At 48.4% G+C, this 23329-nt stretch carries 16 protein-coding genes, 1 tRNA gene and 1 pseudogene; 13 read left to right on the top strand and 5 right to left on the bottom strand.

Features of this window, described 5'->3' with window-relative positions; genetic code table 11:
- The first annotated feature begins 30 nt into the window (after positions 1-30).
- The 3 genes from ACO0K4_RS07120 to ACO0K4_RS07110 all read left to right on the top strand — a co-directional run bounded on the left by ACO0K4_RS07120 (position 31) and on the right by ACO0K4_RS07110 (position 4424).
- On the top strand, positions 31-2364 hold the full coding sequence (locus ACO0K4_RS07120; protein ID WP_422955937.1) for a DNA translocase FtsK: 2334 nt from the start codon (positions 31-33) through the stop codon (positions 2362-2364).
- Between the two features lie 84 nt (positions 2365-2448).
- The gene (lolA, locus tag ACO0K4_RS07115) at positions 2449-3123 is read left to right on the top strand and encodes an outer membrane lipoprotein chaperone LolA (RefSeq protein ID WP_422955936.1); all 675 of its coding nucleotides are present in this window, start codon (positions 2449-2451) and stop codon (positions 3121-3123) included.
- Positions 3120-4424 (top strand): replication-associated recombination protein A, encoded by a 1305-nt coding sequence (locus tag ACO0K4_RS07110; protein ID WP_422955935.1) that lies wholly within the window; start codon positions 3120-3122, stop codon positions 4422-4424. The genes lolA and ACO0K4_RS07110 overlap by 4 nt, the downstream gene beginning before the upstream one ends.
- A 180-nt stretch (positions 4425-4604) precedes the next feature.
- Here ACO0K4_RS07110 and ACO0K4_RS07105 read toward each other — a convergent pair whose 3' ends face one another.
- Both ACO0K4_RS07105 and ACO0K4_RS07100 read right to left on the bottom strand, forming a co-directional pair.
- Complete coding sequence (locus tag ACO0K4_RS07105; protein WP_422955934.1) at positions 4605-5411, bottom strand: DUF2145 domain-containing protein; 807 nt, start codon at positions 5409-5411, stop codon at positions 4605-4607.
- A 79-nt stretch (positions 5412-5490) separates the two neighbouring features.
- Positions 5491-5949, bottom strand: a complete 459-nt coding sequence (locus tag ACO0K4_RS07100) for a hypothetical protein (protein ID WP_422955933.1) — start codon at positions 5947-5949, stop codon at positions 5491-5493.
- A gap of 414 nt (positions 5950-6363) precedes the next feature.
- Here ACO0K4_RS07100 and serS point away from each other — a divergent pair, with 414 nt between their 5' ends.
- From serS to ACO0K4_RS07080, 4 genes are all read left to right on the top strand, one after another.
- Positions 6364-7662, top strand: a complete 1299-nt coding sequence (serS, locus tag ACO0K4_RS07095) for a serine--tRNA ligase (RefSeq protein ID WP_422955932.1) — start codon at positions 6364-6366, stop codon at positions 7660-7662.
- A gap of 548 nt (positions 7663-8210) precedes the next feature.
- Complete coding sequence (locus ACO0K4_RS07090; protein WP_422955931.1) at positions 8211-9098, top strand: hypothetical protein; 888 nt, start codon at positions 8211-8213, stop codon at positions 9096-9098.
- Between the two features lie 68 nt (positions 9099-9166).
- Positions 9167-10534: a hypothetical protein gene (locus tag ACO0K4_RS07085; RefSeq protein ID WP_422955930.1), complete on the top strand. Its 1368-nt coding sequence runs from the start codon at positions 9167-9169 to the stop codon at positions 10532-10534.
- Between the two features lie 78 nt (positions 10535-10612).
- Positions 10613-10702, top strand: a tRNA-Ser gene (locus ACO0K4_RS07080).
- An 83-nt stretch (positions 10703-10785) separates the two neighbouring features.
- Here the strand turns inward: ACO0K4_RS07080 and ACO0K4_RS07075 are convergent.
- A pseudogene (locus ACO0K4_RS07075) lies at positions 10786-10965 on the bottom strand (tyrosine-type recombinase/integrase); the annotation flags it as partial.
- Positions 10966-11748: 783 nt separating this feature from the next.
- The gene (locus ACO0K4_RS07070; RefSeq protein ID WP_422955929.1) at positions 11749-12354 is read right to left on the bottom strand and encodes a hypothetical protein; all 606 of its coding nucleotides are present in this window, start codon (positions 12352-12354) and stop codon (positions 11749-11751) included.
- A gap of 74 nt (positions 12355-12428) precedes the next feature.
- Here ACO0K4_RS07070 and ACO0K4_RS07065 point away from each other — a divergent pair, with 74 nt between their 5' ends.
- From ACO0K4_RS07065 to ACO0K4_RS07045, 5 genes are all read left to right on the top strand, one after another.
- Positions 12429-12812: a hypothetical protein gene (locus ACO0K4_RS07065; protein WP_422955928.1), complete on the top strand. Its 384-nt coding sequence runs from the start codon at positions 12429-12431 to the stop codon at positions 12810-12812.
- Positions 12813-13212: 400 nt separating this feature from the next.
- Entirely contained in the window at positions 13213-14571 is a 1359-nt protein-coding gene (locus ACO0K4_RS07060) for an RHS repeat-associated core domain-containing protein (protein ID WP_422955927.1), read from the top strand.
- An 11-nt stretch (positions 14572-14582) separates the two neighbouring features.
- On the top strand, positions 14583-15155 hold the full coding sequence (locus ACO0K4_RS07055) for a hypothetical protein (RefSeq protein WP_422955926.1): 573 nt from the start codon (positions 14583-14585) through the stop codon (positions 15153-15155).
- 1054 nt (positions 15156-16209) lie between these two features.
- On the top strand, positions 16210-18402 hold the full coding sequence (locus ACO0K4_RS07050) for a protein kinase domain-containing protein (protein ID WP_422955925.1): 2193 nt from the start codon (positions 16210-16212) through the stop codon (positions 18400-18402).
- 28 nt (positions 18403-18430) lie between these two features.
- Entirely contained in the window at positions 18431-18826 is a 396-nt protein-coding gene (locus tag ACO0K4_RS07045; RefSeq protein ID WP_422955924.1) for a hypothetical protein, read from the top strand.
- 258 nt (positions 18827-19084) lie between these two features.
- Here the strand turns inward: ACO0K4_RS07045 and ACO0K4_RS07040 are convergent, their stop codons facing one another.
- Positions 19085-20752, bottom strand: a complete 1668-nt coding sequence (locus ACO0K4_RS07040) for a sigma-54-dependent transcriptional regulator (RefSeq protein WP_422955923.1) — start codon at positions 20750-20752, stop codon at positions 19085-19087.
- A 273-nt stretch (positions 20753-21025) separates the two neighbouring features.
- Here ACO0K4_RS07040 and ACO0K4_RS07035 point away from each other — a divergent pair, with 273 nt between their 5' ends.
- Positions 21026-22969 carry a PatA/PatG family cyanobactin maturation protease gene (locus ACO0K4_RS07035; protein ID WP_422955922.1) on the top strand — a complete coding sequence of 648 codons (1944 nt, stop codon included), beginning with the start codon at positions 21026-21028 and terminating at the stop codon, positions 22967-22969.
- Positions 22970-23329 lie beyond the last annotated feature (360 nt).

The raw sequence follows: 23329 nt of genomic DNA, 5'->3' as shown, positions 1-23329 counted from the left end.
TTGATTGCGTCTGGCTGTTTACCTTGAAATATGACTACTAACAATAACGAAGCCTACACACGCAACCGCAATAAAACGCCAGCCCCGCCTCTGCCGAACCGTCTGGTGATTTTATTGACTGAGGCGCGCTGGATGGTGTTTGCCGCGTTGTGCGTTTATCTGGTCTTGATTTTGTTTACGTATAACAAATTAGACCCGGCCTGGTCACATGCCAGCGTGGTCCCCAAAATTCATAATCTTGGTGGCAGGGTCGGTGCCTGGTTTGCAGATTTGTTCCTGTTTATTTTTGGTTTGTCTGCCTGGTGGTGGTCTATCGTCCTAATCCGGCTGGTATGGGAAGATTATCGTCAATTAAGCAAACGCTTTTTAGTAGAAGCTGATCAGGAAAAAACCCATCAGTACGAAAAATTCATTCAGGCCGCGGGATTTGCCTTGCTCATGATTGGCAGCATGGGCATTGAGTACCTACGTATGTATTCGCTGAAAACGCCACTGCCGCGGGCGCCTGGCGGAGTCCTTGGTGAGTTGCTTGGCAGTGCCGCCTTCAACGCTTTCGGCTTTACCGGCTCGACCTTGTTGTTACTCCTGTTTTTTGCGCTCGGACTGAGCCTGTATTTTCATGTCTCGTGGTTACAGATCGCCGAAAAAATCGGCACCGGCATTGAGGGTGTGTTTAGCTTCATTCAAAATAAATATGCAGCACGCGAGGACCGGCGCGTTGGTCAGACTGCGGCTGTCAAGCGTGAAGAAATTGTCGTCACCGAGCGTGCCAAGATTGTTGAAGCGCCGCCGATTCGCATTGAGCCGCAAGTGGTATCGGTACAAAAGTCTGAGCGGGTTGAGAAAGAACGTCAGGTCTCTTTGTTCAATGATATGCCTGATAGTCACTTGCCACCCTTGTCATTGTTAGACGAAGCACCGCCGGCGCAAGAGACAGTCAGTATCGAAACACTGGAATTTACCAGTCGCCTGATCGAGAAGAAACTCTCGGATTTTGGAGTCGATGTCAAAGTGGTTGCCGCTTATCCGGGGCCAGTCATTACCCGCTATGAAATTGATCCTGCCACTGGCGTCAAGGGCAGTCAGATTGTTGGCCTGGCACGAGACCTGGCGCGTTCTTTGTCGCTGACGTCCATCCGTGTCGTAGAGACGATTCCCGGTAAGAATTATATGGGATTGGAATTGCCTAATCCTAAGCGCCAGATCGTACGTTTAACAGAAATCCTTGGCTCCAAGGTCTATAACGACAGCGCATCCAGCCTGACCGTCGCTTTGGGTAAAGACATTGGCGGACATGCCGTGGTGGCTGATCTGGCCCGCATGCCGCATTTGCTGGTTGCCGGTACCACAGGCTCGGGTAAATCCGTCGGTATCAATGCCACGATTTTGTCGCTGCTATATAAGTCCGATCCGAATGATGTCCGCATGATACTGATCGATCCTAAGATGCTGGAGATGTCGGTGTATGAAGGCATCCCGCATTTGCTTGCACCGGTTGTCACCGATATGCGTCAGGCGGGTCATGCCCTGAACTGGGCAGTGGCAGAGATGGAGCGCCGCTACAAACTGATGTCCAAGTTAGGTGTGCGTAATCTGGCAGGTTATAACGCCAAGATTGCGGAAGCGACCAAGCGCGAAGAACATATTCCAAATCCATTTAGCCTGACGCCGGATGCTCCGGAGCCACTGGAGAAATTACCGACGATTGTCATCATCATTGACGAGCTGGCCGATCTGATGATGGTCGTCGGTAAAAAGGTCGAGGAATTAATCGCCCGTATCGCCCAGAAAGCCCGTGCCGCTGGTTTGCATCTGATTCTGGCAACTCAACGTCCTTCGGTTGACGTGATTACCGGTCTGATCAAAGCGAATATTCCTACCCGTATCGCGTTTCAGGTCAGCAGTAAAATTGACTCAAGAACGATTCTCGATCAGATGGGGGCAGAAGCCTTGCTGGGTATGGGTGATATGTTGTACATGCCGCCAGGTACCGGTTTGCCTATACGTGTACACGGCGCCTTTGTGTCAGATGAAGAAGTGCATAGAGTGGTGCAGCATCTGAAGGCGCAAGGCGAGCCAAATTATATTGAAGGCATCCTTGAAGGTGGCGTGCTGGAGGAGGCTGGAGAAGCAGGTGCCGTAGCGGGTGAGGGTGGTGGTGAAGCCGATGCACTATATGATCAGGCGGTTGCGATCGTTCTCAAGAATCGTCGTGCTTCTATCTCACTAGTACAAAGGCATTTGCGTATAGGCTACAATCGCGCCGCGCGTTTGTTGGAGCAGATGGAGACCAGCGGCGTCGTCTCTACAATGCAATCGAACGGTAATCGTGAAATCCTGGTGCCTGCCGGTAATACTGAGTAAGTTTTAACGGCAAATGTAAAGCAAGTTCAAAAAGCGTCGTCCGCGGCACTCACAAAACAGCGCCGTATATGAAATGGAATCATCGTGAAAAACCAAGTAACAGGCAATAAAAAAGGTACTAAATCAGCTCGCTGGCTGGCAGCAATCGTATTCACCTCAATCAGCACCTTAGCTTTGCCGCTCTTTGCACAAGCGACAGTAATAGAACAATTTAAAGCCTTTGCCGCCGGTAGTAAAAGCGCTAAAGGTGAGTTTGTCCAGCAGCAGGTTAAGCTGGTCGACGGGAAACCTAAAGTAACTAAAACCTCGACCGGCAACTTTGTATTTGCACGGCCTGGTAAATTTATCTGGACCTACCTCAAGCCATACGAACAAACCTTGCAGACGGATGGTGAGCAGCTCTATATCTACGACAAAGACCTGAATCAGGTGACGATCAAAAAAATTGGTAACGCCCTGAGCGCATCTCCGGCAGCGATTTTATTTGGTGGTGGAGAAATAGAAAAAAGCTTCACCCTCAAAGAGATCGGTAACAAGCTAGGACTGGACTGGCTGGAAGCCGTGCCTAAAGAAAAAGATCCCAACTTTGAGCATATCGGCATCGGTATGAAAGATGGCGTACCCGTTGCACTGGAACTGCGTGACGGCTTCGGCCAGGTGTCCTTGCTGACGCTAAAAAATATAGAAAAAAATCCGGCGATCAAAACAGATCAATTCAAATTTATCGTACCTGCCGGAGCCGATGTTTCTCGTCTATGAGTGCCCTACGTAAAAATCCGGTGCCGCTGGCGGAGCGCATGCGACCTGCCAGTCTGGATGAGGTGATCGGTCAGCAACATCTGTTAGGCGAAGGTAAACCGCTGCGCATGGCGTTCACCTCCGGTGATCCGCATTCAATGATCTTGTGGGGGCCTCCGGGCGTTGGCAAGACCACGCTGGCACGCCTGATGGCGAACGCATTTCATTCAGAATTTATCGCGTTATCGGCAGTCTTGTCGGGTGTTAAAGATATCCGTGAGGCGGTTGAGCGGGCGCAAATTTTGCAGGCTACATCGCAGCGTCGTACGATACTTTTTGTCGATGAAGTACATCGATTTAATAAAAGTCAGCAAGACGCTTTCTTGCCGCATGTGGAGAGTGGTCTCTTTACCTTTATCGGTGCAACGACAGAGAATCCTTCGTTTGAAGTCAATAGCGCTTTGCTGTCCCGTGCTGCCGTTTATGTATTGAAATTCCTGACGGATGCCGATCTGGTATCGATGGTTGATCGCGCCTGTGAACGCGAGCTTGGTGGATTGACATTTCACCCCGATGCCAAAGCCAGTCTGATCTCCAGCGCTGATGGTGATGGCCGCAAACTGTTGAATAATTTAGATATTGTCGCGCGTGCCGCTGCGGCAAAAGGGTTGCAGGAGGCCGATACGGCGCTGCTGGCGGAATGTCTGGGGGACGCGTTACGCCGCTTCGATAAAGGTGGTGATGCGTTTTACGATCAGATTTCTGCTTTACATAAATCGGTGCGCGGCTCTAATCCTGATGCTGCCTTGTATTGGATGGTGCGCATGCTCGATGGCGGCGCAGATCCACGTTATCTCGCTCGTCGCATCGTGCGCATGGCAAGTGAGGACATCGGCCTGGCCGATCCACGTGCGTTACGACTTACTTTAGATGCTGCGGAGACTTATGAGCGCCTGGGGTCTCCCGAGGGAGAGCTGGCGCTTGCGCAAGCCGTGGTGTATCTGGCCTGTGCGGCAAAATCGAATGCGGTTTATCAAGCCTATAACGCGGTACGTGCTTTCATCGCGAAAGACAAATCACGCGCGGTCCCCGAGCATTTGCGCAATGCACCGACCAAGCTGATGAAGGAACTGGGCTATGGCAAGCTGTATCGCTATGCGCATGACGAACCTGATGCATATGCAGCAGGCGAAACCTATTTGCCAGAGGGACTGGAGGGTGAGTCCTGGTATCAGCCGGTTCCGCGTGGGTTGGAAATTAAAATTGCCGATAAGCTCGCGTATTTGCGTTCGCTAGATGAAGAGGCTGGATCCGGTTCTTGACAGGCGTCAGTTTGATAATCCGCACTGTCAGTTAGCTTGTCGATATTTATCTATTCCGGCCGGGCTAAGTCAGTTTGAATTAACTCTGAATTTAATATACTCCCTCATAGTATTTTTTAATGTACCAATAAATATATGCGGATTGGGCTGTATTTTTAATAAATATGGGGGAGTATATTGTTATGGATAGCTTAAAATCTGTTTGCTGCTGATGATGATGTTACGTTGCTCCATGAAGCTGATAACCGAATCCACTGTAATCGTATCTATCTGTCCGGCCATGCGACGATCAAATGGATGGTCGTCGAAGGCAACATTGGCCCGGAACATCCGCGCACCTAGGCGTGTCATCGACGGAATATTCAATGTCCCTGCCTGATAATTCGCCATGCTCAGCCAGCTTTGCGCCTGCTTGCGATCACTGATGCTGACATCGTTCGAGCTTGCGGCGGCCAACAATTCGAGGATCCATTGATTCGAATTCTGATACATCGTTGAGTAGGGAAACGCCAGCATGTTGTAGTGTGGCTCATGCAGCTTTCTTGGCGTATCGGATTTCAGCAAGGCCACCAGCTTTTGTTGCAGCGCTGCATCTGGCAATACGATCAGAGTCTCATACGCAAAGGGTGTGTCCATGAAAAAATTACCTAAGCCCTCGTCGTACAATTGCGAATTCGCGGTGCCACATTGATTTAATTCATGGGCCACCAGCCACTTGCCATCGGGGTGGTCGCGCCAGACGATGCCCATGTGCGAATAGCGCAAATGGTATTTCGATAAATCTTGTCCGACTCGCGCAATCATTGCGATTTGCGCGCCGCTGGCATCGAGCGCGTTGCGGGTTTTTAGCGCCAGCTCCATCCCTTTCATCAGAGTGCTCGGATCAAGCGTTTTTTCCTCGCAAGAGCGGCCGGCGTAGCTGCTGGCTGATGTAAATACAGCACTTGTCAGTAGCAGGCTAGCCGTCAATTTGGCGAAAATATTCATGAGTGTGATGGCTGTAATAAGTCAGTGATTATCGGGTATCTGTACTGATACTAATGCTGATCAACTTTCTATAGCGCAGTTATCGTGCAACTGAATGGTGAACCAGGCTGCGACCGATTTCATTGGGAATGTATGCAATAGCCTGACCCGATACGACCAGCATCGTGCCCGCTGACAAGGCTGTGACCTGCACCACCGTGCCTGCAACGACTGAGGCGTTACCTATCGCTTTCCCAGTCAGCTTGACTGAGTACCTTGCGCCATCTGAGACGCCTTTAAAAACGACGATGACACCATCGGCTACTTTTTCAATAGAGACCACCAGTAAAGTCCCCGATGCTTGTATGCCCTCGGCGGATCCTTCAATCAATACTGCGCCTGACAGTGCCGACAGCAAGGACATGCCGGATGCGCCGCAGGAGGGGCAGGATTCTGCCTGCGCTGCCTGAGTCATCAAGCCGATGGCGCTGCAAGCCAGCGTCAATGCCGCTGCGCCGCTACGTATCATTGATGTGACCGGCGATGTGAAATGTGTCATACGAGTTCCTGTCAGGTGAGCGAGGCAAGTGCGTCTATTGACGATTGACTAATCGCTGCTTGCCTGTAGCCTGTTGTCTGTCGTAAAAAATTTACGCATTCAACAACAAGCCAGCGCATTATTGGTTGCGGAATTTGCCGGGTCAATTTTGATTTGAGTAGCGGCGCTTTCATCACCTTGAGGTGTCGTATTTCGATACTTGCTGTTTTTTTATGATGGTTGGTGTTCATTGGTATCGAATCGTCCGCTGCTTGACTGTCTGATTTCTTACACCGATGGTTGGGGGCTAAGGATATTGATGATCCTCGTGGTGGCGGTGGAAGTTTGGGGAATCAAGCCCGCCTTGGTACAATATACGGCTAATTATCTTTGCATTATTTTTGCATCTACCTCCTAACCTGGCTCAAGCATTCCATGATCGACATTCAACTCCTACGCAAAGACATCGACACCGTTGCCGCCCGTCTGGCGACGCGCAAGTTTCAACTGGATGTAGCGACTTTTAATGCACTCGAAGGTGAGCGCAAGCAGATACAGACGCGTACCGAAGAATTGCAGGGCAAGCGTAATTCTCTGTCTAAACAGATTGGCATGCTTAAAGGCAAAGGCGAAGATGCCTCTGCGCAGATGGCCGAGGTCAATAGTATCGCCGACGAGTTAAAAGCCTCCGAAGTACGTCTGGGTGAAGTGCAAGCGTCCATGAGCGAATTCATGTTGACGATTCCGAATCTGCCAGATGAGTCCGTGGCTGTCGGCGAAGACGAAACAGGTAACGTTGAAGTCCGTAAAGTCGGTACGCCGCCAGCATTTAATTTCGCCGTCAAGGATCATGTCGATATCGGCGCTGGCCTCGGCCTGGATTTTGAAGTGGCGGTTAAGCTGACGGGCTCTCGTTTTGCCCTGCTCAAAGGCGGTATCGCTCGTCTGCACCGTGCACTGACGCAGTTTATGCTCGACACCCAAACACTGGAGCACGGTTATACAGAATGCTATACGCCGTATATCGTGAACGCAGACTCCATGCGCGGTACTGGCCAGTTACCTAAGTTCGAAGCAGATTTGTTTGCGGTTAAAAAAGGCGGGCAAGAAGGCGAAGGCGAGACGCTGTACCTGATTCCGACGGCAGAAGTGTCATTGACCAATACGGTGCGCGACGAGATCGTCAGCCTGGAAAGTTTGCCGATCAAAATGACGGCGCACACACCATGCTTCCGTTCCGAGGCTGGCAGTGCAGGGCGCGATACGCGCGGCATGATCCGTCAGCATCAGTTTGATAAAGTCGAATTGGTACAGATTGCTCATCCGGAAAAATCTGCTGAAGCCCTGGAAGATATGGTGGGTCATGCCGAGGCAATCCTGAAAAAACTTGGACTGCCTTACCGTGTGATGAGCCTGTGTACCGGCGACATGGGATTTGGTTCGACCAAGACCTATGATCTGGAAGTCTGGTTGCCGGCACAAAATACATATCGTGAGATTTCATCGATTTCGAATATGGGTGCGTTCCAGGCGCGCCGCATGCAAGCGCGCTTCCGTAACGCCCAGGGCAAGCCCGAACTCGTGCATACGCTGAACGGTTCAGCCCTGGCGGTTGGCCGTACTCTGGTCGCGGTACTAGAGAACTATCAGCAAGCGGATGGCAGTGTGGTGATACCGGAGGCATTGCGTCCGTATATGGGAGGCGTAGAAGCCTTGTTGCCTGCGGCAAAGTAAGGCAGATAGTACGAACGACTGTACGTAATGACATGCAATGAGCGTTCAATTATTAGTCAGTTAATAGTCAGTTAATAGTCAATTAATGCTCAATTAATTCTCAGTCAGCATTGAATTAACGCTTAGTCAGCAGTCATATAATTCCTCAAAAAAGAGCCTGGATGAGCAATCATCCAGGCTCTTTTTTTCGTCACTCCTGCATATTCCTGATACGTGCTGAACGTATTTTCACTGAACTAACACCCTTGGTGTATCCGGTTAATTCCATATGAACAGACCTTGCCAAGGGCATTAGAGTTTTTATACTAATGATGTTTTTATTAAGCTATTTGTCTATGTGCCTCGATGGAGAAGCGTCGTTTTTTCACCTCATATTTTGTTGCGTTGCAAATTGACAATGAAGTCTGCTCATTCAGATACTGCGCTCCGGTCAGCTGGTATGCATCTCAACTTCACTGATTAATTTGTTCCCGTTTCTGCGTCATGGTTCTTAGGTGGATTTACTTCAAGTGGTTTTACTTGTCCATGTTTTATTCGAGGGGATGTAAATGGCGAAATTATGTAAATTATTTGCGGCAGTTTTATTTCTGTCGTTGAGTGCGATGTCCAGCATTGCCAGCGCGACCAACTACACCTTATGGGTGAATGGCCGCACCGGTGGTGGTGTGGTCGGCGATTACAACAGCTTTACGTACTGGGGACCATCGTCCACGGCAGCGGGTATCAACAAAAAGTCGGTTAACTGGGACGGCTATAACAGCATCTCTTCCCAGAACGGCAAAATCCGCGATGCGCTCGATTGCTTCTGTACCGGTTCTAACTGGTGCTATGTTGCGACTCACAGTGCCGGTGATTTGATGATGGGTTACACCATGGCGAATTATGGCGGATCGACTCGAACCGTCAAAAATGCCACGGCCAATTCATCAGGCCAGTGCGGCGATGCGGGTACCGGAACCCAAGTCGGCTGGAACATTAAATGGGTGCGTACCGCATCCGGAGCAGGTGGCGGATCAGAGTTATCTGATGCTGGCTCCTGGACAACGTCCGAGCCTCTGGTAAAAGACCTGAAGACGACCACAGCACGTGCCATGTACAACCATAATGAAACCCGTAACGTCTGGTTCTACATGTACGCTGGTGCCAAAGGGACTGTTTATTCTGGCATCTTGCCAGGCCAGGACGATGAAGCGGTTGCCTACCATAGCTCTGGCGGTGTATCCGGCTCTTCCGGTGCCGCGTTCTGCAATCCTAGCGACTGGTTTTGCAATGATTTAACGATGGGCACCGCAGCGAACGAAGGCGGCAGCGCCAAGTGGAGCTATCACTCGGTCACCTTCCGCGATGATGCTGAAGCCTATAACCACTATTCGAACGGCAACTGGCAGGGCATCATCTCCGTAGTACGAACGGCGATGGTCAGCAGTGCGATTTAGATCAAACGACACGTAATCCATTTGATGAGACTTGATTAAATTCGATTGAAATAAACGCGATTGACATCATGCGATCTAAAAAAAACGGCTCCGGGCAGGGATCAAAACAAGGATCTAAGCAAGGATCTAAGCAAGGATCAACATCCGGGCGCGGAGCCGCCCCTGAGTCATCTGGTGACCAGCGTCACTGGATCGCACGCCACTGGCGCCCGTCATTGATCGCATTGACGCTACTGGTGCTGACAGGCATCTGGTGGTTTTCTGCCGGGATAGAATCAAGTCTGGCTAACGCTGCGCCCAAACAAGTCAGTTCCACCTTCTTAAACATGCCAGAGGGGAAGGGCGACACCGGTCAACTGATATCCGCGGCAGAGCGCGAGCAACGTCTGGCCGCATTAGCGAAACAAGTAGAACTGGCAGACCATACTTTGTGCAGCTATCGTAAAGGCAGTCAGTACCCGCAAGAATCCCGCCCAATCGCGGAGCATCCTGATCAGGTCCACCCTAATCAGCCTGTCGAAGAAAGACATGCAATGCGTAAAGAAAACGGTCAGGCCGACAAGCATGTACAGATACAGACATCGCAATCCCACATTTTTTTAGCCAGCCGTGAGAGCGTGGTTTTTTCACTCAAAGCCAGCGATGAAGAAGGAAAGATGTTACCGATTTTCGTCACGCGTGCCGTGGCTCGCGGGCTGGCTTTTCAGGGTAGCAGGGAAGCGCCGCAAGTACCGGTCAGCTTTGGCGATGACGGCAATAATGGAGACCTGATTCCCGGTGATAATACCTACACAGGCACCTTGTCGCCCGCCATGACAGGCTTCGCCCAATTCAACGGCACGATCAGGCTAGAAGTGAAATATAACGTCGGTGACCGCGCAGGCCTTGTGTTCTTCGACGTGATCTATTCACCAGAAATTCCCGCTACCTGGGCTGGATCCATCCGTGAAGCTGTAGAGCAAGGCTCACTTAATTTTTATATGAAAGCCGATATCCGCCAGGCCGGACGCTATGTCGTCAGCGGTAGAATCGACGACGCCAAAGGCAAGCCATATGCCCTGGCGACTTTCAACGATGTTTTGCCGCAAGGTGTCACCGAAGTGAAGCTCACCGTATTCGGTAAATTAATGCGAGATCAGGAACCAACTTTCCCTCTCACACTCAGGGATATTGACGCGTATCTGCTCAAAGAAAACGCCGACCCCGACCGCGCCCTGATGTCACGCATCGTCGGTCCTGCATACACCTCAAAGACTTACAGCACAAAGGCCTTCTCCGACGCCGAGTGGCAAAGCCAGGAACGCTCCCGCTACCTGACTGAATTTACTAAAGACCTGGATCAGGCACAAACCGCCATGCTGGAAATGAACCCCGCAATGACAAAAGCTGCATTACCACGCAGCGATTGCACCATCGCACTGGACGCGAAACGCTAAGCAAAGCGCGACCAAACTATTAAAACCAAAGTTTCTTTGCTATAATCGCAGGCTTGCTTTTGACCATCAAAGTAAAACGGAGAGGTGGCAGAGTGGTTGAATGTACCTGACTCGAAATCAGGCGTACGTGCAAACGTATCGGGGGTTCGAATCCCCCCCTCTCCGCCAGTATTCATGCGGGTTTCCGCAGATTTAAGAAGATCGCTAAATGCGGTCTTTTTTATGTCTGCTGGGGATTTTTTGACATCCGATCACCGAATCTTACAAATTGCCTTTTTTAAAGTCTCGGTTGCCAAATGACTGTGCCGCTTTGTAGACTGCGCGCTTTTGTGGCCCAGCACTCCACCTACTGTATATAAATCAACCCCTGCATTAGTCATTTCACTTGCAGCGCTATGACGCATGTCGTGAAAATGCAAATCGTCATGTCCGCATTTTCGCGTCGCTATGCGGATCTATTTCTGTATTGTGGATCGAGCAGATTTGATAGGAATATGTTTAACATACCGTTTTAGTTTGAATTACGCAGCTTTGAATTTCATTACGGAGAATCATTCAACCAAATACTGACGACAATGCTATTTTCATCAATACCAAATTGATTAAATAGCAGTGAGTCCACTTCCTCTTCATAATGAAATCGGCTTAATTCATACACACTACCGTAACGAGTATTCTTGTTTCTGGAATCTTTTTGTTCGCGTTCTATGGCATTTTCGATTCAAGATGGCGAACCGAATTTTCCCGCTAGGTTTTGTTTGTTTTGCCAAATTTGAAATCCATCCTCCGTGCGTAAAGAGAAAGATCGAAACTTCCGTGTATTTTTTTTGCACAGTCTTTTTTAGTAAGGAAGATGCCATCTAATTTGGTCGCATGTAAATCTGTATCACCTGAGAACGATAAATCCATCGAGACGCCAGTTTGACCATCAAATACACAGATGCTACGGTCCGAATCCACTCCCCCCTATATTTTTAACCTTCGCAGCGTGAAGTTTCGCTTTTATTTCTCGATACGTTAAAGCGTTTCCCCCCCATGCAAATTTTACCTACACATTTTTGAAGATTGGCAGCAAAGGGCGATTGAGCCCAAAAAATAACCCAATAAACAAACCGATTCTGCGAAGAAATCGCCTCTCGCGCAACCCAATCGGATCAGATTGTACGTAGCGCCCCGTTGATGGCTCATAATCCCTAAAGTGGTTGTAAAATCCTTTATGGAGCCTCACTTAACCAAATGCTGACAATATTACCTTTTTTATCTATACCAAACTGATTAAATAAAAGAGAATCAGAGCCGTCTTCATAATGCAATCGTGTAATCCCAAAGATACTGTCATACCTAGTATTTTTGTAATTCGGATTCAGCGCCTCTCTATGTATGGCGTTATCGATACGAGATGGTTTACCTAGCCTTTCCGATACCAGTTTTTCAGATTGATCAATACAAAGTCCGTTCTCTGTGCAAGGAAAAAAATTCATGTGGGTTTCTAATTTTTTTTCACATAACATGCCTTTGGAAAGAAATATTCCATCTAACTTGGAATCGAAAATATTTTGATCTCCAGAAAATGTCAGTGTCGTCGAAGTATCAGATTTTTCGTCATAGATACACAAACTGCGATTATTATCGAAATCACTTAACGCCTTAACTTTATTAGGGCCAGTTTTTTTTATTAGTTGTTGATAATTGGTCGTTTTTTTTCCAATGCAATATGTGCCTACACAATTTTGCAGATTTCCTGCAAATGACGAAGACGCGCAAACAAGTGCGCAAAAAAAACTGATGGACCCGAATAAAAATTTAAGAAAATTATTCATGACTACCACCTTGAATAAATAATATATGCCTTCGTCTGGAGGTGTCTTTTTCCAGTTTTCAGAGCGAGTATAAAATGGACGAAAATATAATACACATTGGTATTGCTGATTTTACTGATCCAACATTGTTAATAGTTGGATCAGCAAATGAATTAATTAGTTTAAGTAAATTATTTGATATGGAAATATTTGATTTTTTAGATATCTCAAAATTTTTTATTTCCGTGGGAATTAACTTAAATATTCAAATAGTCAAAAATGATTCTGACGTTACGGTGTTATACAAAAAAATTGATTGGTTTTTGAATTGTAAGGATGCAAGAAATTTTGCTTCTCAAATCCGTGAATTGGTTAAATTTGAATTTCCATCGCATATTTATTTAAATTGCTCTAAAAATCAATCTATAGAAATTGTTGTGTCAAAAGATGAATATGACCCTAACATTGTTTTTAGTTGACGAGTCGGAATAGTGTGGCGATGGCTCGAGCCGAACGCCTGTCAAGGGGGAGCGCATGACTCAGATTAATGCAATTCAATCGGAGACAATTCTCAACTAGCGTGAATACCTAACCAACCCGAACAATTTAAAACGATAAATAAACTGACGTTACATACCAAATGGATGAGGGAAGAGATATACAAAGATGAATATTTATCTCACCTGACGAGAAAAAAAGGGAGTATCCAATCAAAATGCCCTTCTGCACCAAGCATTTATTAGGTGATTTACAATACACCTCCCCAGTATAAGAATGTCATATACATTCATAACCTTGATCAATTAAGATTTGACCCTCCATCTCACCCTAGTGCGGCTCGCCACAACCATCCTGTTGGGTCTGTCCGGACTATCCGGCATGACCTGCGCCATCGCCGCCCCGGTCGTGAGCATTACCGCCCCGGTGGCCAACGGCAAATACGCCTCCCCCTCCAGCATCAGGATCACCGCCAGCGCCAGCAATGTCGCCGGAGCGACCATCAGCAAAGTCCAGTACTACCAAGGCACCACTTTAGTCGCCACCGCCGCCGTCAACACCGCCCCTTACAGCGCCACCTGGAGCAATGTCACCGCCGGCATCTACAGCCTCACCGCCAAAGTTACTGACGCCCAGGGCAATGTCACCACCAGCAGTCCCGTCAGCCTCAGCGTCATCAACAACAGCGCCCCCAGCATCAGCCTGACCGCCAATCCGGCCAATGCCGCCGCCCCCGCAACAATCCTGCTCGCCGCCACTGCCAGCGACAGTGATGGCAGCATTGCCAAAGTCGACTTCTACAGCAAAGACAACAGCAGCGGCACAACCCTCCCCATTGCCACACTCACGCAAGCACCGTACAACACCAGCTGGAGCAATGTCGCCGCAGGCAGCTACAGCCTGACGGCCAAAGCCACCGACAATCTGGGTGCCAGTACCACCTCCACCAGTGTGCCGGTGACGGTCACTGCGCATGTCCCGAAAGTGTATGATATCCAGAGTGACCATCTGAACACGCCCAGAGTGATTACAGACAGTACCGGCGCAGAAGTATGGCGCTGGGACAGTGCGCCGTTTGGGGAGACGGTGGCCAATGAGAATCCGCAGAATACGGGCGTGGCGAATAACTTTAGTTTTAATCTGCGCTTCCCGGGGCAGTACTTTGATAAAGAGACTGGGTTGCACTATAACTACTTTAGGGACTACGACCCATCCACGGGGAGATATGTTCAAAGTGATCCTATTGGTTTGGGTGGGGGGATTAATACTTATGGCTATGTAGGTGGGAATCCAGTAAATAGTATTGATCCGGACGGATTGCAGATATTTGTCGTTCCCGGCCCAAGACCAGCACCACCCAGCGTACTACCGGGTGACATTCCAATCCCTGACTATAAATCGAACAATGGTGATGATTGCAAATGCAAGGCCTATACGGATGTATATGATTCTGGCCGTGGAAATGAGCCAAAACACGGTAGGGAACAACGAGGAGATAGTTCGGCAGAACCTGCGAATCCAGTTTTAGCGTTACAAAATTCAGTTGGAGCCGGAAGATGGCGGCTTGGATATGATGGATTCGGTGGTGAACTCGTTGAATTTAGGCTGACTCGAACCGATGAAGACAAATGTATTAGATACTGGCATGGCTATGTTGTTTATCAAAGAGATTTGACACCGGAAGAATGGAAGGCAGGTCGCGGCGGAGGCTTTCCTAATTGGCCGAAAAAACCTAAATAATGAATAACGAAATGTTTGCATATTCTTTGAAATTCGCTCAATTTTCTATTGATTTCGACATCAAAACACTTCGATCAATTGAATTGACACGTCGGTTCGATTCACATGGTCCTGATTTCGTATTCGCAGTTTCTGATATTTGGCTGCAAATAGGCACAACAAGGCATCTTATTATTCCTTCAAATAATCCAGGGAATTTGATTGAGGAATTGGAGGAATTTTCTGCTCAATTATTGGATCCAGTTTCGGCACCAAATTTAGAAAAATTAATTCCTCAAGGTGGATGGTGTGAGTGGATGCGTGGCTATTGGGATCGCCTCAATAATGATTGCAACACTGCCAGTGATGAAATAACTTATGAGCTGTTGATTTCATGTTCATTAATGGAAAGTCGAGAAGGTCATATTGCGGTTTATAGATACAACGGAATACCGACTATTGAAGTTGGAACTAGACCTGAGGAAGGGAGTAATTCAATAAATGTGTGGTCCAAGTTCGATTCAAAAATGATTACAAACGAAGTGCGTGCGATGCAACGATCAATAAAAATTGACATCTTGCAGTTGATGGCAAAACAAGCGTAGATACTGTCTTGCAGCAAGCGTAGCGTGCGTACCAAGTAGGATGTGCCATGCGCACCATTTAACCTCGCCAAACAGAGAGCGCCGCTGCTTTGCTCAATCGGGCGGCCAATGCCTCAGTGTGGTTTTTTTGTTATTGCTGCTGTGCCAAAAAATATATACTCCCCCTATCAATTAATAAAAACATACCTTCACCCGCATTGTTTTATTGGATGTTATAAATATACAGATAGGGAGTATGTTTTTTATTGAGATAGCGTTTGTCTTGTCCCCGTAACACTTCGTATCGTTTTCGCAAGTTTAAGAAGATCGCTAAATGCGGTCTTTTTTTGTTTTCCTCTGGTAGAGATCTGCCATCTCCTGCCGAATATCGTAAATGGCCTCGTCAGTCTTGTTTGTCGCCATGTAAGGATATGAAAATATCGCTCATGTCAGTGCTCGCCAATTGGTCCCCGGCCATATTGACCGTCGAATTTATTTTGCTTTTGCGGTATATCGGGCAGATCAAGATTCCTATTTCATTCTCTGGATTTTCTTGCTGCTTTGATTTTTGCTTTGGTCTTTCCTGTTGATGCCGCTGCACTTGCGAGGGGGAGTTAGTGCAGATGCTCCTGACACGAAAATAGTGAGTGGAAGTGTCAATAAAAAATAGGCGTATTCATTTTTCCCCTGGGTGGTTGTGGGTGACGACAAAACAGTGGTTTTCTGGACGGCTGACTTTATTTAAGTGGTCTTTAATTTATATCTGTTTTTTTTGTAGTTATGTATGCACCTTGTGCCATACAAGAAAAAAATTCTTCCACCATCTCAGATCCTGTTACGCAAGTGATTGCTTTGACTTTTACGTTTTTAGGAGGCCAAAAACCGTATTTTCTTTGATAAATAAAATTGTCTCATTCTCTACTTTTGTTGCATCAATGGCGTGTAAAATAGGCAATATATTGAGTATTGGCAATGTTTTGTTTTGTACAAATCGACGATTGCCGCCGCGACGCTGGGAATGCTTCGAATAAGACTGAAAAATTTCTGTATTCAGAACATAGGGACCTGATCGGCAATGACTGCATCGAAATTCCAGCTTGAGCCTGGCAAGGCGTCAGACGTCACTTCAACCGGTCTGATACGCCTGAGTCATTATGAGATTCGTGCGTGTCTCGGGGAGGGGGGCTTCGGTGAGGTTTATGAGGCCTGGGATAGCAAACTTTGTCGTAGTGTCGCAATCAAGCGCTTAAAAAAACTGTCTACGGATCAGCATCCTGAGGGTCTGATCAGAGAAGCTCGTTTAGCGGCATCGTTACAGCATGCTGCTTTTGTCAAAATTCATGCAATAGAAGAAGATGGTGATAGCCAGTCAATTGTGATGGAGCTGGTACCGGGTATCACGCTCAAGGAATGGGTGCAGACTCAAGGCGGGCGTCAATTACAGGATCAACCGGCCGCATTGGAATTGGTACGCCAGATTGCCGAGGCCATGCAGGAGGCGCATGCCTCGGGGTTGGTACATGGTGATTTAAAACCCTCTAATCTCATTATTGAGCCTTCAGGCAAGGTGCGCATCCTCGACTTTGGCCTGGCCAGCAAAACCGATCCACAAGCTACCAGCTCGCTCAATCAACTCGATCCGCAAGGCACCATCGCCTATATGGCACCAGAACGCTTGCTAGGCGCGCAGCCCGGTCCGCAATCGGACATCTATGCGCTGGGAGCTATCTTGTACGAACTACTGACAGGCGCGCGTCCCTACGCTGCGCTAAGCGGTCTGGCACTGGCAGCGGTGCATATGCAATCGTCATCCGATAGCTGGAATTATCCTGACACCATTTCCCCCGGACTGCTTAAGCTGATCCGTGCAATGACAGCACGTCAGCACGGACACAGGCTGGGTAGTATGCAAGAGGTTTGCATTCAGATAGCCGCCCTCGGTTCGTCAGATAAGTTGCTGATGCCCGGACGTATTACACGGATAGCGTATTGGTGGCAGCGATTGATTCAAAAACAGCGCATCGTTTTCGGCGGAATGTTGATCTCTCTCTTGCTTGTTGCCGGTATATGGCAACTTACCCCTTATCTAGCGACTTTACAAAGTTCGCTGCTACCTTATTCACAAGCGCTGGAGATGAAGAATGGTTTGGCCGCACTCCGGCTTTTTGACCGGACGGGCAGTCTGGATGCTGCCAGCAAGAACTTCACCACCATACTGGAACATAGCCCAGACAATGCAGCGGCAGTGGCGGGTTTATCCATGGTGTACAGTTTTCGGTATCTGAGCGACGGGCAGGATGAGATCTGGCTGCAGAAGGCTGACGCAAGTGCGCAGCAGGCCCTGAAATTGAATGATCAGTTGGCGTTGAGTCAGATCGCTAAGGGCTGGGTGCTGAATAACCAAGGGAGTAGTGAACTCGCACTCGTCGTCATAGACCGGGCGCTAGCCCTGGATCCGGAAAATATATTTGCGTGGTATGGCAAAACGGCAGCACTGACAAAATTACGTCGTGTCGAACAAGCCAAAACGATTGCCAGGCTGGGCTTGCAGCAGTTTCCGCAAGAGCGGGTCTTTGCGGATGAGTTAGGCGCCATATATTACGAAGAGGGTGACTATGTCGCGGCAGAACAGGCTTTCCGGCTCAGCATACAAATACAGCCGGATGCGGTCTTTGCTTACGCTAATCTTAACGCGACATTATTGCGACTGAACCGTACTGAGGAGGCTTTACAGGTCTTGCAGCAAGGCTTGCAAATACGTCCTAGTGCCCGGCTGTACACCAATTTAGGCAATGCCTTGTTTGTGCGCGGTGATTATCTCGCAGCGGCTGCTGCATTTGAAAATGCGGTATCGCCCGGCAAGGGAAACCCGGAAAAATATTTAGGCTGGGCCAATCTGGCCGATACCTTATTGTGGATCCCTGGTCGTGCTGAGCAAGCGCGGAAAGCTTATGACAAAGCCAGGTATCTATTGGCGCCGCGTCTGGAGCGCGCACCTAATGATGTGACCTTGGTGTCTCGGATGGGTTTGTATTCGGCCAGGGTGGGTGACAAATTACAGTCTGAAGAATTGATGCGACGTGCAGTGCAGTTAGCGCCAAAAAGTGCTGACGTACATTTCCGGGCAGGGCTGGCATATGAATTGCTGGGAAACAGAAAACTGGCTTTGGCAGAAATTGCCAGGGCAAAGTCTCTTGGCTATCCAGCCAAGTCAATTGAGGCCGAGCCTGATCTGATAGAGCTCAGACGCGATCCCTCTTATTTTTAATCGAAGGCATTTTTTTTGGGACTTTATCATGATTGCATATCGTTTTTTAGTCGACTTATCTATAGGCGGCCCTACGCCACCTTATCAGGTGATTAGTGGTGATTTTCATTTGCCGGCGAACACCATGCCTCCTTTGTTTAATCCGGGTGATAGCTTGCAATTTGAATTTATCGGGCGCAATACGCAAGCGTGCAAGCTCTATGCACGTCCTCTGGAGGCCAGCGAGGAGCCGGCACCATTTAAAGACGACCAATGGAGTATCAATCTGGAGAATGGGCAAGTGGTTACCATCGGTAAGCGTTTGGGTTTTTGGACTTTTACCATCGCCGGTACCTATGATGCGATCATCACTTCGGCATTGCTGGTGAAAATGCCTTTCCTGGTTGATCCCGAATGTGAGGTGGGTTCTGGTATCCGGACATAAAGCTGTTGAAATCATTCATGTTCAGCTTTGTTAATTCACTCTACATTTATCAGAACAGAGTATTGAAATCATGTGTCACAACACAGTAGTCGTATTCATGTAAATCAATACAATTTTGGTTTGACAACGCTGTGTATGAAAAATGAAGTCGTCTCATTCGCTATACTGTTCGACGCGGTTAAGTGTTCCCTGAAGCGGGTACTCTTTTTAACAGTGACTAGCCGTCTTGAATTGAGGATCAAACGGAATCAGGCGGCTTTACTCCAATAAACCTAACCTGCGCAAATGACGCCGTAAAGCTTCACTCGGCGTTTTTAGCATTGATGCGCAGCGTTCTACAACGCCAGCGTTGCTCTCCAGCGCCTGGCGTATTTCTTCCTCCGGAATTTGTTCAGCCCGCCTGATCTGCGTATGTGTTTCAAGCAGCTTGTACATTGACGGGCGCGAGATTCCTAACTCTTGTGCGGCGGCCTTGATGTGCCAATCGTTATGGTCCATCGCAATTAGGATCGTTTGCTCACCGAGTTCGGCCGGTTTTTTATGATGTGCTCTGGATACCGGAATTGGCGGCGTCGGATATGATTTTAAATCACGGCTATCGCTACGGCTGTGCTCTGATGATGCTTTCACCAGATTCTCAAAACTAACGGCTTCACCCATTTGTAAGGCAAGGACAGCACGCTTCAGAACATGTGCCAGTTGACGTATGTTCCCTGGCCAGTCGTAACTAGCCAGTTGCGTAATTAAGGATGTCGGCAAACTGACTGCGGCGTGTGCAACTTGTAATGGTGCGCTGGTATTCAACAGGTGCACAATCAATAAGCCGATGTCTTCACGTCTGGTACGCAGGGGCGGCAGGTGGATGACAAAACTTTCTAGCCGTCGTAACAGTGCTTGATTAAAAGACTCGCTGTCAAGATCCTGATCCGTGGCGGCAATGATGCGCGCGCTTGAATGTTGATCCTTATGCGCGCCCAATGGGCGGTAATCACCACCTTCCAATACTCTCAGCAACATTGGCTGCACCGTGGATGGTGTATTGCCGATTTCATCAAGAAATAAAGTTGCGCCTTCCGCTTCGGCGAACAAGCCTTTACGTGTCGTCTGCGCTCCTGTGTAAGCCCCTTTTACTGCGCCAAATAAATCTGCTGCTGCCAGTGATTCATTCAGTGCCGCCATATTAACCGTCACCAACTCTGTCGATGTGCGTTTGCTGAGAGCATGAATTGCGCGCGCGGCGATTTCTTTTCCTGTCCCTGTTTCACCCAATAGCAAAACAGGGACATCCGTCGCGGCAACCTGATGGATTTTATCGCGCGCCATGATCGCCGCGCTGCTGACACCGAGCAAGCCGCTGACAGGATTATTTTTCGGCAGACAACGCATCCAGTGTAAGCACACAAGAATGGTTCTGCCTAGTCCAAGAATCTGACCTGCCGCGATATGTTCTGCACTCAGGTAGCGTGTTTCACGGATTTCACAGCCATTAAGTTCGACCACCATTCTGCTGGCTGGCAGATGTATTTCTACGCCATTTGTACTGTCGCGCAGGATGCGGATGGGATCGCGTGAGACACCGCTATGTCCTAACGCTAAGCCATCTTTGCCAGGCTTACAAAATAAAGGCAAAAAGCGGCTCAGTTCAATAAGCCCGACACTGTTACCTCCCACAAATTGCTCGCCAATACGACTCTGATCCGTATGCCACACGATGGTCAGACCCAATAAAGGATGAGCGCCCTCGCTAATAACTTGCATAGGTGAGGTGAGAGTGAAATCGGTGTCTGTCATAGAGGGAATGCTAGTTACCAATACTACGTAATGAAACGATTTTGCAATGCTGCCAAGCCAGTTATTCCACGAGTTAGCTTGCGCCTCCGGCGCTGCCGATACGCCAATTTGCTTACCGGGGGCGAAGATATTCATGAACTATTTACATGTAAAAAAATTACTGTTGACACGTAAATAGTTGCTTATCTTACACAAAATTGACCAAAAATTCATAAAAAACCGTGTTTATCTGTTGGCATGTGATTTGCAGTCATGACTATTAAAAATAGCAACAGAATGTTTTCAGAAAAGTACGGGTCAAGTCTCAGTTTTTATTCAGTTACTTAGTTTATCTGGCAAGCAGGGGCGCAAATAACTCCTGCTAATAGCTCGCCTCATCTGTCGAACGAATTTCTCTGGAGTTACGTAGTGAATAAAAATAAACCTACCTTGTCGCCACTGCCGAATACAAGCAATCACGGCCTATTAGACGGCTTCGATGTCATATGGCAAATGACAAAAGGCGCATCTGACATCTGTGTTGCGGTTCTGGATGGCTCCGTCGATCTCACGCATCCTTGTTTTGCCGGTGCCAATCTTGAAGTCATCGAGACCATGGCATCTGATTCCAGTCATACGGCTCTCGCATCGGAACACGGTACGCATACAGCCAGCATCATCTTTGGCCAGCCTGATAGTCCGGTCGTTGGCTTTGCTCCGCATTGCCGGGGTTTGATTGTGCCTATTTTTTCAGATGCGCCTAATGGCGGTCTTGTACCTTGTAGCCAAATTGATCTGGCACGCGCTATTACGCAAGCGGTTGAGCATGGTGCGCACATTATCAATGTCAGTGGCGGTCAGTTATCTGACACTGGAGAAGCGGATGCACTGCTGCTGAACGCCATCAAACTTTGCGAAGACAAAAACGTTTTACTCGTTGCTGCAGCCGGTAACGACGGTTGCGAATGCCTGCATATTCCTGCGTCTATATCACCAACTTTGGTTGTCGGTGCATTAGATCAAAAAGGGAAGCCGATGAGCGTTAGCAACTGGGCTAAAGGCTATCAGCATCGCGGCATTATGGCTGCCGGTGCCAATATCCTGGGCGCATTACCCGGTGGTCGGGTTGGATTAAAAAGTGGCACTAGTTTTGCCACACCCATTGTGTCGTCGATCGCAGCGCTGCTGTTGAGCCGGCAACTTCAACATGGGGATCGCCCTGATCCCCGTGGCGTTTGCGCTGCACTTTTGCAAAGCGCAACACGTTGCAACACTAACGGTGATATCGACTGTCGCCGCCTTTTGACGGGGACATTACATGTTCTTGGCGCATTACAACTTATCCTTAGGAGGAAAATTATTATGTCTGAAGAAAATCTGGTTGAAGCAAGCGATACCTTGAGTAGTGTTGCTGCATCCGAATACCACAATCCAATCAACATCGTCGCCGCAGAGGTGATGACATCTGCATCGGCGGCATTCAATCCTGGCCAGGCTTCCCTGACACCAAGTCAGGCAATTACGCCATCCGATTGTGGCTGTGGCGGAGCCGCCACCGCTACTAAATCGGGTCCGGCCCTGGTCTATGCATTGGGAACAATTGGCATCGACTTCGGAACCGAGGCGCGACGAGACTCGTTTGCGCAAGCCATGCCTGGTAATGCGAATAATCCAAATGATCCCAACCAATTACTAGATTTTCTGGCCAAAAATCCTTACTACAAACAGTCGTTGATCTGGACGCTCAGCCTCGACGCCACACCAATTTATGCGATTGTCCCAACAGGGCCTTATGCGCTTGATGCGTATGAAAAATTATTCGATGCATTAAGTGGCACGATCGGTCCGCTCAAGCACACCCTGATGAATTCTTTTCCGGGTGTCGTTCTTGGTAGCGTGAAACTGATGTCCGGCCAAGTGGTGCCTTTAATTGAACCCGCCGTACGCGGTATTTTTAGCTGGAATATCGATGCGTTATGCCAAATAGTTTTTGGTACCTCGCCCGCAGCAGGAGATGTTGCGTTCACAAAATATCAGGTTGATGTCACAAGAATGACAGATTACCTGAATCGTATTTATTACAGCTATCGTAATTTGGGTGTGAGCGGTGCAGACCGGGCCTTAAATTATGCCGCGACGAATGCGATACAAGCCGCTTTAGTTTTCGAAAAAACCGGTGACATGGAATTGGACACCATCACTATTGAAAAAAGTCCTATTTGTCGGCCAGGCTCAGAGTGCTATGACATTGTCATGAGATTTTTTACTCCCTCCAATATGAACATTGCTCGTGTAGCGATGCGTTTCGGTGTCGACGTCAGCGATGTGATTCCAGTGACTGTCGGCACGATACGCCACTGGTCCGAACGCTGACTTAAGCGAGCTAACCCACGTAATTGGGTTAGCTCAACTTCTTATTGAATTATCGAATTGTTGATGTGCGTGAATTGGCATTGAGAAATGCATCTGCGTACGTCTGCAAACGGTCGTTAGCGGGAAGCGATCAATACAGTACCAGTTGGTACATTCACATCAATTGCCGTCTCCCGCAGCGGCTATATTCGAAAGAGAACTGAAATGAAAAATCTGCCACTTCAAGCATTGCCTGTGCAACGTTCTATCAGCACATCGAGTATCAGTCAAAGCGTCGCTCCTTCGGGCATCGCCTGCACTATTTGTCAAACAGGCTGCAGCCTCTTAAGCGGTTTAGCACAAACCATTTGTATGGCTGGC

Source organism: Undibacterium sp. RuTC16W (genome assembly GCF_049339445.1).
In the GTDB taxonomy this organism is placed as follows: Bacteria; Pseudomonadota; Gammaproteobacteria; order Burkholderiales; family Burkholderiaceae_D; genus Undibacterium.
The sequence above is the reverse complement of the archived record's forward strand: the minus strand, read 5'-3'. Positions and strand labels throughout refer to the sequence as shown.

What these genes read in the sequence shown, in the direction of transcription:
- ACO0K4_RS07120 (WP_422955937.1), top strand. Translation starts at nt 31, where the DNA reads ATGACTACTAACAATAACGAAGCCTACACACGCAACCGCAATAAAACG.
- ACO0K4_RS07110 (WP_422955935.1), top strand. Translation starts at nt 3,120, where the DNA reads ATGAGTGCCCTACGTAAAAATCCGGTGCCGCTGGCGGAGCGCATGCGA.
- ACO0K4_RS07105 (WP_422955934.1), bottom strand. Translation starts at nt 5,411, where the DNA reads ATGAATATTTTCGCCAAATTGACGGCTAGCCTGCTACTGACAAGTGCT.
- ACO0K4_RS07100 (WP_422955933.1), bottom strand. Translation starts at nt 5,949, where the DNA reads ATGACACATTTCACATCGCCGGTCACATCAATGATACGTAGCGGCGCA.
- serS (WP_422955932.1), top strand. Translation starts at nt 6,364, where the DNA reads ATGATCGACATTCAACTCCTACGCAAAGACATCGACACCGTTGCCGCC.
- ACO0K4_RS07090 (WP_422955931.1), top strand. Translation starts at nt 8,211, where the DNA reads ATGGCGAAATTATGTAAATTATTTGCGGCAGTTTTATTTCTGTCGTTG.
- ACO0K4_RS07085 (WP_422955930.1), top strand. Translation starts at nt 9,167, where the DNA reads ATGCGATCTAAAAAAAACGGCTCCGGGCAGGGATCAAAACAAGGATCT.
- ACO0K4_RS07070 (WP_422955929.1), bottom strand. Translation starts at nt 12,354, where the DNA reads ATGAATAATTTTCTTAAATTTTTATTCGGGTCCATCAGTTTTTTTTGC.
- ACO0K4_RS07065 (WP_422955928.1), top strand. Translation starts at nt 12,429, where the DNA reads ATGGACGAAAATATAATACACATTGGTATTGCTGATTTTACTGATCCA.
- ACO0K4_RS07060 (WP_422955927.1), top strand. Translation starts at nt 13,213, where the DNA reads ATGACCTGCGCCATCGCCGCCCCGGTCGTGAGCATTACCGCCCCGGTG.
- ACO0K4_RS07055 (WP_422955926.1), top strand. Translation starts at nt 14,583, where the DNA reads ATGTTTGCATATTCTTTGAAATTCGCTCAATTTTCTATTGATTTCGAC.
- ACO0K4_RS07050 (WP_422955925.1), top strand. Translation starts at nt 16,210, where the DNA reads ATGACTGCATCGAAATTCCAGCTTGAGCCTGGCAAGGCGTCAGACGTC.
- ACO0K4_RS07045 (WP_422955924.1), top strand. Translation starts at nt 18,431, where the DNA reads ATGATTGCATATCGTTTTTTAGTCGACTTATCTATAGGCGGCCCTACG.
- ACO0K4_RS07040 (WP_422955923.1), bottom strand. Translation starts at nt 20,752, where the DNA reads ATGAATATCTTCGCCCCCGGTAAGCAAATTGGCGTATCGGCAGCGCCG.